The sequence below is a fragment of the bacterium genome, assembly GCA_022616075.1.
Taxonomy (GTDB): Bacteria; Acidobacteriota; HRBIN11; order JAKEFK01; family JAKEFK01; genus JAKEFK01.
In genome coordinates this window covers 1-11,457 of sequence record JAKEFK010000350.1, presented here as the reverse complement: position 1 = coordinate 11,457, position 11,457 = coordinate 1, and the positions used below count along the sequence as shown (strand labels likewise).

General features: G+C 48.2%; 9 protein-coding genes. 4 read left to right on the top strand and 5 right to left on the bottom strand.

The window, feature by feature from the left end; genetic code table 11:
- Nucleotides 1-176: 176 nt before the first annotated feature.
- Genes L0156_27080 through L0156_27065 form a run of 4 tightly spaced genes read right to left on the bottom strand, consistent with a single transcriptional unit; the run spans nucleotide 177 to nucleotide 1,718 of the window.
- On the bottom strand, nucleotides 177-518 hold the full coding sequence (locus L0156_27080) for a cupredoxin domain-containing protein (protein MCI0606665.1): 342 nt from the start codon (nucleotides 516-518) through the stop codon (nucleotides 177-179).
- Nucleotides 519-529: 11 nt separating this feature from the next.
- On the bottom strand, nucleotides 530-802 hold the full coding sequence (locus tag L0156_27075; GenBank protein ID MCI0606664.1) for a hypothetical protein: 273 nt from the start codon (nucleotides 800-802) through the stop codon (nucleotides 530-532).
- Nucleotides 799-1,146, bottom strand: a complete 348-nt coding sequence (locus L0156_27070; protein MCI0606663.1) for an STAS domain-containing protein — start codon at nucleotides 1,144-1,146, stop codon at nucleotides 799-801. Before L0156_27070 ends, L0156_27075 begins: the two co-directional genes overlap by 4 nt.
- A 2-nt stretch (nucleotides 1,147-1,148) precedes the next feature.
- Nucleotides 1,149-1,718, bottom strand: a complete 570-nt coding sequence (locus L0156_27065; GenBank protein MCI0606662.1) for a sigma-70 family RNA polymerase sigma factor — start codon at nucleotides 1,716-1,718, stop codon at nucleotides 1,149-1,151.
- A 148-nt stretch (nucleotides 1,719-1,866) separates the two neighbouring features.
- On the opposite strand from L0156_27065, the gene L0156_27060 reads away from it, so the two are divergent.
- The 3 genes from L0156_27060 (at nucleotide 1,867) to ahcY (ending at nucleotide 7,153) form a co-directional block, all read left to right on the top strand.
- Entirely contained in the window at nucleotides 1,867-4,482 is a 2,616-nt protein-coding gene (locus L0156_27060) for a CBS domain-containing protein (protein ID MCI0606661.1), read from the top strand.
- A 137-nt stretch (nucleotides 4,483-4,619) separates the two neighbouring features.
- Nucleotides 4,620-5,786, top strand: a complete 1,167-nt coding sequence (metK, locus tag L0156_27055; protein MCI0606660.1) for a methionine adenosyltransferase — start codon at nucleotides 4,620-4,622, stop codon at nucleotides 5,784-5,786.
- Between the two features lie 110 nt (nucleotides 5,787-5,896).
- Nucleotides 5,897-7,153, top strand: a complete 1,257-nt coding sequence (ahcY, locus tag L0156_27050) for an adenosylhomocysteinase (GenBank protein MCI0606659.1) — start codon at nucleotides 5,897-5,899, stop codon at nucleotides 7,151-7,153.
- Between the two features lie 53 nt (nucleotides 7,154-7,206).
- Here ahcY and lptG read toward each other — a convergent pair whose 3' ends face one another.
- Nucleotides 7,207-9,543 (bottom strand): LPS export ABC transporter permease LptG, encoded by a 2,337-nt coding sequence (lptG, locus tag L0156_27045; GenBank protein MCI0606658.1) that lies wholly within the window; start codon nucleotides 9,541-9,543, stop codon nucleotides 7,207-7,209.
- A 51-nt stretch (nucleotides 9,544-9,594) separates the two neighbouring features.
- Between lptG and L0156_27040 the strand changes: the two genes are divergently transcribed.
- A partial coding sequence (locus tag L0156_27040) for a glycoside hydrolase family 57 protein (GenBank protein ID MCI0606657.1) occupies nucleotides 9,595-11,457 on the top strand: 1,863 nt, incomplete at its 3' end.

Sequence of the window (11,457 nt, the reverse complement as noted above, 5' to 3'; positions counted from 1 at the left end):
GGCCAGACTTCTGCGGTTCGGAGTTCCTTGTTCGATATTCGGACTTCTCTCCGCTATCATTTTGGTTGTCGGCTATGCCGCGTTAGGTAAGAAGGGAGATGAGGAGATATTTGAGATGTGGGGATTAAAAAGAATATCTCCTTATCTCCATCATCTCCACATCCCCCCTTCTTACACTACTCGACAATTAATCTCCCGCGCATTTGAAGGTGTTTTTTCCCGCAGCGGACCACGCAGTAAAAGATGAACTCTCCTGCCTTATCGGGCGTGAACTCTATTTTCACGGGCTGGCCGGGGGCTACTTCCTTTGCAATGTTGAACTCATCGATCGCAAAACCGTGCGCCACATCCGTTGCCTTTACAAGCAAAACAACCGGCTCCCCTTTCTTAACACGAATCACATCCGGCGTATAAAAGGATTTTTGACAACTGATTTCGATAGTTGTTGGCTCTGAAAAAAGAAAGAGCGAAGGGGATAAACAAAGCGCAAAAATGAGAATCCAGTATCTGATTTTCATCTTCAACATCTTCAGGCTTTTTCCTGAATCAGCTTCTTTAAATAAGCGTCGAGCATCTCGTTTTCATACGTTACTGTATTTAAGAAAAGGCTCTCCTTGAAATAATGTTGAAGCTGTTCGGTTGTGAGCTGTTGCAAAATGTTTTCGATTTCTTTCATCACATCTTCGTACGAGTGTTGGAGTTCTTTGCGAAGTCCGACCTCCTGGTAGATTGCTTCGATCATGGAGAGCAGATCGCCATCGAGGTTGAGCTCATAGCCGCTGGATAATTTAATCTTTTTCATAAATCACTCCCTTCCCGTTGAAAGGCCGCTACAGCATCTTCAACATCGTTGTAAATAGCAAAAAGTGTTTTTGCTTTCGCTATCGCGAGCAACGTATCAATTCTGGGCTGCACGGCAGCCAGGTGAATCCGCCCACCTGCGGCTTTCGTTTTTCGATAGAAATCCATCAAGCATCCAATGCTGGCGCTGTCCATGAACGCGACTCTTCCCAGATCCATCACAAAGTATCGGTAACCTTCCTGCAGATAACCGGCCCACTCGCGCGAGACCTGGTCGAGCAGTTCGTACACCATTCGTTCGAAAGGAACGCGGATCGTTTTGACTTCGTTTTCGGTGGCACTCATTGTTAAACTCCTTGTATCGTGGCGATCCCCTTGATCTTTTCAGCGAGCTCGGCTCGTCCACGATGAATCCTTGATTTCACTGTCCCTTCCACCAGTCCGAGCTGCTCTGCAATCTCTTTGTACGACATTCCTTTCAAATCACGAAGAACCAGCACTGTCCTAAGATCATCCGGCAATTCACTCAAGCTTTGCCTCAAACTTCTGGAACGTTCCGCCGCTTCCATTGTTCCTTCCGGTGAGAGTCCTTCGAATTTGAACTCTTTGATTTTATCGAGACCCTGACTGAGCAGTCTCTTTTCCCGTTTCGTGCTGCGGTAATAATCGATGCAGGCATTGCGGGAAATGCTGACGAGCCACCAGGAAAAATCCTGCTCTTTTTTATAAGAATCGAGAGCTTTGTAGACCTTTAGAAACACTTCTTGGGTGAGATCTTCAGCCTCCTCAAATCGCCCCGTGAATTTGTAAGCAATTCCGAATACTTTTCGCTTGTAGCGCGTCACGATCTGTTCCCAGGCGGATTGGTCCCGATTCAGACAACGTTCGATTAATTCCAGATCTGTAGGTTGTTCCAAGATGAAGTAAATATTATCACACTGTTTTGCGCCGTAGGGGCGCCGCATTTGTGCTTTTTAGAAATGCTGTGCCCGAAATGCTCGGGCTGAGGATTCGGAAAAAACGCGAATGCGCAGCCCCTACAAATGATATGCTGAATATTAAGCCATGAAGATTATTTCTACTCATGTAAATGCGGATTTCGACGGATTTGCCGCGATGGTCGGACTACTCAAACTGCATCCGGATGCGCATCTCGTGTTTCCGGGAGCAAAAGAACCGACACTCAGACATTTTTTCAACGAGAATCGCAGCGATTTCCCGGAACTTCCGCTGAAAGAGATTCGGGAAGTGTCGCATTTGATTCTGGTTGATGTCGGACGGGAAGATAGACTTGGCCCTCTGGCCTCCGTACTGCAGCAACCAAACCGGCCGTTTGTTGAGATTTATGATCATCATCCGCAAGAGCAAATTAGCATTGCAGCGAATCAGCTTCATATACATCCGTACGGCTCAACAACCACCATCGTGGTTCAAGAGCTGATGAAGACACGCGTGCCGTTTACCTCTTTTGAAGCAAGCATTTTGCTGGCAGGAATTTATGAGGACACTGCAAACTTTCTGTCCACCGGATGCACTCCGGAGGATTTTCAAGCGGCGCTTTTCCTTCTAGACAAGGGCGCTGAAATCGCGCTCGTGAACAGGTTGTTGACGCATCGTTTGCAGCCCGATCAAGCTGCGTTCTTCAACAAGATGGTTTCCCATAGCGAGCAGATTCAAATTGAGGGTTCCAGGATTATTCTGTCCGTTTTTTCATGGCCGGAATTTGTGCCGGAAGCTGCGTATCTTGTCCATCGTTTTATGGATCTCGAGCCGATCGATCTCTTTTTTGCGCTGATTTTGATGGATAACAGGGTTCATGTGATCGCTCGTTCCGTTTCGCCCGATGTGGATGTCGGTCAGATCATGATTCAACTCGGTGGCGGTGGGCACAAAATGGCTGCGTCTGCTGTGCTGAAAGGCGTGACTTTGATTGAAGCGCGTGAAAAATTGACAGGTTTGTTGATTCAAAACTTGAAAAGACGCGAGACGGCAATGGATTTGATGAAGGGAAACATAATCCAGATTGCGCCGGATAAGAATCTCGCGGAGGCCTCTGAGTTGATGAACCGCTTTCGTATCAACGCGCTTGTTGTGACGGATGCGGAAAAAGTGATTGGGACCATCACGAGGCAGATCGTGGATGGAGGCGTGTATCATGGTCTTGCCGACCGGCCGGTGCAGGATTATATGGTGACAGAGCTTCCACTCATAGATCCCGATACTCCGGCGCAAGAGATTCTGGACAGAATGATTTCAGGTCGGACCCGTTTCGTGCTTGTCGGGAAGGAACCGTCTAAAGTGCAGGGTATTATCACTCGTATGGATCTCTTGAGGTTCCAATACGAATTGAGTTCTCCAAAGCTCGCGCTTCGCAAAAGCAAGCGATCGGAAAATCTGAAGGCGATGCTGAAGAAGAGGCTTCCGGATTCCATCATTCAGCTGCTTCAGGATTCCGGTATCGTTGCTGAGCAGATGGGATTTAAGACTTACCTTGTTGGTGGAATGGTTCGCGATTTGCTTTTGCACCGGGAAAACATCGATCTGGATCTCGTTGTAGAAGGGGATGGCATTGAGTTCGCTGATAGATTTGCAAGGCTTCACTCCGCGCAAATCGCAACGCACACGCAGTTTGGAACCGCGCGATTGATGCTCGAAGGCCAGATTAAAATGGACGTCGCGACCGCGCGCACGGAATCCTATCATGCGCCGGCCGCTTTGCCCCAGGTGCTGGGCGGCATCCTGCGTCAGGACCTTTACCGGCGCGATTTCACAATCAATACGCTGGCGATCGAACTTTCTCCAGCCCGCTTTGGCGCATTGATCGATTACTTCGGCGGCTGGGATGATTTACATCAGGGAATCATCCGCGTGCTTCACAGTCTGAGCTTCATTGATGATCCGACCCGCGCGCTGCGCGCGATCCGGTTTGCGACGCGCTTCAATTTCACCATCAGCAAAGACACGCAGCGTTTGATCCGAAGCGCAGTCGAAAGCAGGGTGCTGGAAAAACTTTCTGGTAAAAGACTGTGGACCGAACTGAAAAATCTGCTGGAAGAAGAGCATCCCATTCCGGCAATCCGGCTGCTGCAAGAATACAAGTTATTGCAGTTCATTCATCCTTCGATTGCGTTGGATTCTTTTCTGCTGGATCTGCTCTATCAGGTTCAGGGTGTTCTGTCCTGGTTCCATCTGAATTTTTTGAAGGAACCGCCGGAAGCCTGGCTGCTTTATCTCCTGGCATTGCTGGAAAGATTGGATCGCCAGGAACGAGCGGATGTTTCCGCGCGATTGCAATTGACCGCGCGAGTCCAGGATTTGTTGAAGTATTACAAGTCCAACACGAAGGATATTCGAGCGCGGCTCCTTTCGAAGTCGAATCCGAAACCGGGGGACACCTATTTTTCGCTTCGGGAATTTCCGCAAGAAGTGATTTTGTATGCGATGGCTCGTTCTTCTGAAGATTTGATCCGGCGTCAAATCCTTTCTTTTCTGCGCGATTATCGCGCGGTGAAACTTGAGATTACCGGAGATGATGTGCTGCAGTTAGGAGCGCCACCCAGTCCTGAGATCAAGGAAATCCTGGACCATGTTTTGCGGGCACGTCTCGATGGCGAAGCCCCGGATCGCAATCAGCAGCTGGAACTCGCCAAACAACTGATCAAAACACCACATGGTTCTTGACGTAATTCTCATTGCTCATTACTCATTACTTTGTCACTAAATTGACAGAGGTGTCCGTCCTATGATACGGTAAAACTCTTTTATCCACAGGGAGGGGGCGTCGAGCCCAGCCTCATGGAGCCCGGAGGAAAACTGAAATGATAATGAATGGAAGATGTTTGTTCACGTCTGAATCGGTAACGGAAGGTCATCCCGACAAAATTGCCGATCAGATTTCGGATGCGATTCTAGATAGCGTTCTGGAGCAGGATCCAAAAGGACGCGTTGCCTGTGAAACTCTGGTGACGACCGGTTGCGCGGTAATTGCCGGTGAAATTACCACGGATTGCTATGTGGATTTTACTAAAGTTGTCCGCGATACGATTCGTGAAGTCGGATATACGCGCGCAAAGTTCGGATTTGATTGCGACACCTGCGCTGTAATTTCCACAGTTCAGGAACAATCACCAGACATCGCGATGGGTGTAGATACCGGTGGTGCCGGAGATCAGGGAATGATGTTTGGTTTTGCTTGCCGCGAAACCGCTGAATTCATGCCGCTGCCGATTATGATGGCGCATAAACTTGTGCGGAAAGTATCTGAATTGAGACGCTCTAATGTTCTGGAATGGGCGCGTCCGGACGGAAAATCGCAGGTTACCGTGGAATATGAAAACGGTAAGCCGATTCGAATCGATACAGTTGTCCTTTCGATTCAACACAGTCCGAGCGTGGATCAGGTGAAAATTGCCGCAGATCTGAAGGATCATGTAATTCCTCATGTAATTCCAGCGGAATTGCTGGATTCACAAACGAAATACTACGTCAACCCCACAGGGCGTTTTGAAATCGGTGGCCCGCATGGAGACACAGGTTTAACCGGACGCAAAATCATTGTGGACAGCTACGGTGGCATGGCGCCGCACGGTGGTGGCGCATTTTCCGGTAAAGATCCGACAAAAGTGGACCGATCGGCAACATACATGGCTCGCTACATTGCGAAAAATCTCGTGGCGTCCGGACTTTGCGATCGCGCTCAAATCCAGCTCGCCTACGCGATTGGCGTAGCGGAACCGGTGAGCGTGCTGGTCGATACTTTTGGAACAGCGCGCGTGGATGATAGCAAATTGCCGAATCTTGTTCGCGAATTCTTTAATCTGACTCCTAAGGGAATCATTGAAACTCTGAATTTGAGACGTCCGATCTATAAGAAAACTGCTGCGTATGGTCATTTCGGCCGCACAGAAGATAGTTTTACCTGGGAAAAAACGGACAAGGCTGATGATTTAGCAAAGGCCCTGGAGCATCAAGCGGTCGCGAAATAATCCTCTTAAAATCACCGCAGAGAACGGGGAGATCGCTGAGAAAGCAAAAAACTTTCCTTTTTTCTCGGCGTACTCCGCGATCTCTGCGGTAAAAACGATGGAGAAAATTTATGGAATACGATGTGAAAGACATTGGTCTGGCTGAAAAAGGTGAACTTCGCATGGAATGGGCGTGGCAGAATATGCCCGTTCTGATGGCGATCAAGAAACGATTTGAAAAGGAAAAACCTCTGGCCGGTGTGCGCATTTCCGCCTGCCTTCATGTAACTACGGAAACCGCGAATCTCATGCTGGTTTTAAAAGCGGGCGGCGCGCACGTTCAACTATGCGCCTCCAATCCTCTTTCCACACAGGATGACGTGGCATCTGCTCTTGTGAAAAATCACAACATTCCTACCTTTGCGATCAAAGGAGAAGACAACGATACATATTACAAGCACATCGTTTCCGCGCTTTCCAATTCTCCCCAGGTAACCATGGATGACGGCGCCGATCTGGTGAGCGTTCTGCATTCGAAGCTTACGAACTTGCTGGATAGCGTGATTGGCGGCACAGAAGAAACAACGACCGGCATCATCCGTTTGAGAAGCATGGCCGCCGATGGAGTTTTGCGTTATCCGATTATTGCTGTGAATGATGCGAATACCAAGCACATGTTTGACAACCGTTACGGAACCGGACAAAGCACCATTGATGGAATCATCCGCGCGACAAATGTGCTGATAGCTGGCCAACGCGTGGTTATCGCCGGCTATGGGTGGTGCGGCAAAGGTGTTGCTCAGCGCGCAAAAGGGCTCGGAGCGCATGTCATCGTTACCGAAGTGAATCCATTGCGCGCATTGGAGGCAGTGATGGATGGTTTTGAAGTGATGGGCATGGATGAGGCTGCGAAAATCGGCAACATCTTTGTTACTGTCACGGGAAATAAAGGAGTCCTGCAAAAACGTCATTTTGATTTGATGAGAAACGGCGCGATCATCAGCAATTCCGGTCATTTCAATGTGGAGATTGACATTCCCGCGCTGGAAGCCATGACCACCGAACGCAGGACCATTCGCGATTTTGTGGAAGAGTTCACCACAAAAGATGGACGAAAAATCTATTTGCTTGCTGAAGGCCGGCTCGTGAATCTATCCGCAGCGGAAGGCCATCCTGCTATGGTGATGGACATGAGTTTTGCAAATCAAGCTCTTTCCGTTGAGTATCTTCTTGCTAATGCGAAAACGATGAAGAAACAAGTCTATGTCGTTCCGGAAAGAATCGATCAGGAAATTGCGAAACTGAAACTGGAAACAATGGGCGTGCGCATCGATCACTTGTCCGCTGAACAGGAACATTACCTCGCGTCCTGGCAAGAAGGAACGTAAACAAAGTAGCACAGGCGTCCCGCCTGTGGCGCTGCGCAGACGAGACGTCCGCGCTACGTCCGGAGTTTGAAGAGTAGATAGAGGGCGAGCATGGTTGCCAGAATGTTGGGAGCCCAGGCAGCGAGAAACGGATTCAAGATTTCCAGATAGCCCAGTGACTTGGTCAGAGCCAGAAAAAACCAGAATACGATTCCCATCACAATACTCAAACCGATTCCAAACAGCGCCCCGCGTTTTCCTGTGGTAAAGGAAAAGGGAACCGCAATCAGAGTCAAAATCAATGAAACGGTGGGAAAAGACAATTTTGCCTGGAGATCAACCGCAAAGCGAACGAAGTCATATCCACGCACCTTCATTTTCGAAATGTAATTCTTCAACTCAGCAAAATTCATTTCCGAGGGAAGTTGCTGCTCGGTTGTGAAAAATTCCGGACTGACTGGCAAGCTGATCTGAAGCTTTTTAAAGGTACCGTACTGAACCTTTGTTCCTTTAAAAGTCCTTTGCCATCCATTTTGCAAGTGCCACTGCTCATCCTTATAAAACGCTTCGCGGGCGTAGATTCTCCTTACTATGGAAAATTCTTCCAGATCCATCTGATAAATCGAAAATCCAAACATCCTGCCTTTCTGGATGTCAAACAAATCATAGTTATAGAAGCCATCCGCTCCTGCGATCCAATGACGTTCAGTCGTAGTAAAACTTTGCCGGGGATTTCCCTTTAAGGCATCTTTGTAGTTATGCGCAATCTTATTTGTTAAGGGAAGAATGAAGTCCTGCAGCCAGTAAGCAAAAACGCTCAGAAACATGGCAACAATGACGACCGGCAGGGCGATGCGGTACAGACTGATCCCGCTGGATTTCATCGCGATCACTTCACTGTTCTTTGTGAAAAGTCCGAACGTTACCAGAGTCGTGGTCAATGCCGTCACTGGAACCACATAAAAAATCCACTGCGGTATGTTGAATTTCAAGTACTGAAAGAGCAGCGATACCGGAGAGTTGTGCCGGAAAAGATCATCCACAAGCTGTGTGGCTTCGATGAGTTCAGCAATTAGAACGAGCGCAATCAGGATCAACAAAAAATTCTTTAAAAATTCACGGACTATGTACTTATCCAGCAAGTTGAAAAGGCTTAAAGAGTAGCGTGGAATCCGTATCACAACGCGAACTCTGCGTCTTCCCGGATTGTGCAAAACCGGACGCTGTATCCTGCGCAAAGTGAAAAAATGAAACGACTGAGAGAACTTCCGCAACGCCACACTATTCGCCTTCAAGAACAAAACAAGGCCAAGACTTCCCAGCACGATGTTGGCTCCCCATGCGGCAAGCCAGGGAGACACTCTACCCGCATCTCCCATTCTTTCTCCGCCGATTAACAGCACGTAGTAAAGCAAAATGATTCCGATGCTGATCGCGTAAGCCGAGGAGCGGCTTCCTTTTTGCGATGTCACCCCAAGCGTCACAGCGAGAAAAGCAAAGACCATGCAGGCAAACGGTATCGAATATTTCTTATAGATCTCCACCTCTAAGAAATTAGTAGGAAACTTCTTTTGCTTATAGCTATTTACCATCGCCTTCAATTCTGGAACTGTAAGTTCGCGATCATTCTTGGGGAGTTCGAGATTGAACTGGCCTCGTTGTGGCAGAGGCAAAACGTTCTGGTTAAAAAACACAAACGTGTAATCTTGCGGCAGTTGCGTATCCACTTCATGCCAGCTCCCATCCTCAAGCTTGATTTCAAGGTCCTCATTCCCAGTTTCCTTTTTCCGTACGACACCTTCGCGCGCAAGGACGACGCGAGCTTTATTCGGCTGGCTTTCATCAAAAATAAAGACCCCTTTCCAAATCTGGTCTTTGCTGGGAATATCCTGGATATAGAGGAGCATGTTCCGGAACTGGTTGTAAAAAATGCGAGGTTTGAATTCACTTGTGGGATTCGTTGTGGCAATCTTGAATACCAGCCGGCTGAATGAATAGTTAGCCCATGGCACCGTCCTGTGCATTAAGTATCCGCACACGATCCATCCGGCCAGAGCCAGCACCAGTATCGGGACCATCAAACGGTAAAAACTGACGCCACTCGCGCGCAAGACGGTAATTTCGCTGTCACTGTTGAGCCTTCCAAAGCTCAACAGAATTCCCAACAGCAATGACATTGGTATCGTGAGCACGGTCAGAGCCGGAAGGCTGTAAAAAATAATGAGGAAGATAAGGACGAAATCCACTCCTTTCGTAATCAGAATTTCAGCCAGTACCAGGATCTGATTCATCAGCATTACGAACGTAAAAACCAGCAATGCAATCAGGAAATTGGGAATCGCTTCTTTGATGAGATACCGGTCCAGAATCATGAGTTTTGCATAATATAGTGACCAGTAATCAGTGTCCACTGGTCACTGGACACTGGTCACTCGTGACTTCCTAGTTTATAGTAATGCCCTATGGCCATTCAGCTTGCCTTCATCTGGCATATGCATCAGCCGTACTACAAGAATAATGCTGATCACTCCTATTTGCTCCCCTGGGTAAGACTTCACGGTTTAAAAGATTATTACGGCATGGTGCGAATTCTGCGGGAATTTCCAGAGTTGAAACAGAACTTCAATCTGGTTCCTTCGCTGATGATTCAGCTCGACGATTATGTTCACGGAAGAGCTCGGGAGGCGATGTTGGAACTGTCGTTGAAGCCGGTCTCAGAGCTGGAAGAGCCGGATAAAGGTTACCTGCTCCGCTATTTCTTTTATGCAAATAAGGAGAATTTGATCGCGCGATTTCCAAGATACTGGGAGTTGCTGGAAAAGAGAGGTTTCGAGGGCTCGATCGATGATATGGAACATGCGCGCGCTACTTATACATCGCAGGATTACCTCGATCTGCAGATTTTGCAGAAGCTTGCGTGGATGGACGAAGAATATCTTGTTTCCGATCCTGAGGTTACCCGGCTTGTGGAAAAGGAACGATTCTTCGATGAAAACGATAAGACGATTCTTCACCAGAAGGAATTAGAATTGTTGCGCAGCATTCTTCCTGAATACAAGGAGGCAAGGAAAAGGGGACAGGTAGAGCTTTCAACGACTCCGTTCTATCATCCGATTCTTCCGCTGCTGGTAAATACGAGAATTGCAAAGGAATCTCAGCCGTCTGCGCTGCTTCCGATGCTGGAGTTTGCAAGACCGGAAGACGCGCGAATGCAAATTCAGCGCGCGATGGCTTATCACGAAAAAGTGTTTGGAGAGCGGCCGGTGGGATGCTGGCCCTCAGAAGGATCGGTTAGCGAACACATTCTTCCTTTGCTCACGGAAGCCGGCATTCAGTGGATCGCTTCGGATGAAGAGATCCTTTTGCATTCCATCGAAAAGAAACCTGTTCACGAAAAGGCCCGGTGGTGCGCTTCAAACTTGTATTCTTCTTATGAAAAGCTTTCCATCGGAAAACCCATTCATATTGTATTTCGCGATCATGTTCTTTCGGATCTGATCGGTTTTCATTATTCGCGCGTCTCACCTGCCGATGCAGCGGAGGACTTTCTGAAACGCCTGTACGATATCGATCAGCGTTGCTTGGCGGAAAGAGCGCAGGATGGACCGCCACTTGTTTCGATCATACTCGATGGAGAAAACGCCTGGGAGTATTACCCGAAGAACGGCCGGGATTTTCTGCGAGCGCTTTATTCACGAATCACAAAGGAACCGTGGATTCAAAGCACAACCATCGGCGAATATGTTCAATCTTATGGAGGCCGTTCTCTCGCAAAACTTTTTCCCGGATCCTGGATCAATCATAATTTTGCGATCTGGATCGGGCATCCGGAAGACAATAAGGGCTGGGATTTTTTAAAGGAAGCAAGAGATCTTATTGATTATGCGCGCGTCAATGAACCGCAAAAAGCAGATTTGATCGAGAAGGCTTACGAAGAAATTCTGATTGCAGAAGGGAGCGATTGGTTCTGGTGGTTTGGAGAAGATCATTCTTCCGAAAACGACGCGGAGTTTGATCGTCTCTTCCGGCAGCACATCAGCAACGTTTATCATTTTTTAGGGAAACCGGTTCCGGAAGCTTTGTTGCTGCCGATTAAAGCGCCGCGCGCGCCCTCACTCGTTTATCGTGTTCCGCGAAGATTCGTCAGTCCTAAGCTGGACGGGGAAGTCACGAATTATTTTGAATGGCTCACCGCCGGCCACTATTATGTCGCAGATCAATTTGGTACCATGCACCGCGCCGGCACAATCATAGGACAAATACTATTCGGTTTCGATACTGAGAACGCGTACTTCAGAATGGATTTTCATCAGCATAGTCCGGTG

What these genes read in the sequence shown, in the direction of transcription:
- L0156_27080 (MCI0606665.1), bottom strand. Translation starts at nt 518, where the DNA reads ATGAAAATCAGATACTGGATTCTCATTTTTGCGCTTTGTTTATCCCCT.
- L0156_27075 (MCI0606664.1), bottom strand. Translation starts at nt 802, where the DNA reads ATGAAAAAGATTAAATTATCCAGCGGCTATGAGCTCAACCTCGATGGC.
- L0156_27070 (MCI0606663.1), bottom strand. Translation starts at nt 1,146, where the DNA reads ATGAGTGCCACCGAAAACGAAGTCAAAACGATCCGCGTTCCTTTCGAA.
- L0156_27060 (MCI0606661.1), top strand. Translation starts at nt 1,867, where the DNA reads ATGAAGATTATTTCTACTCATGTAAATGCGGATTTCGACGGATTTGCC.
- metK (MCI0606660.1), top strand. Translation starts at nt 4,620, where the DNA reads ATGATAATGAATGGAAGATGTTTGTTCACGTCTGAATCGGTAACGGAA.
- ahcY (MCI0606659.1), top strand. Translation starts at nt 5,897, where the DNA reads ATGGAATACGATGTGAAAGACATTGGTCTGGCTGAAAAAGGTGAACTT.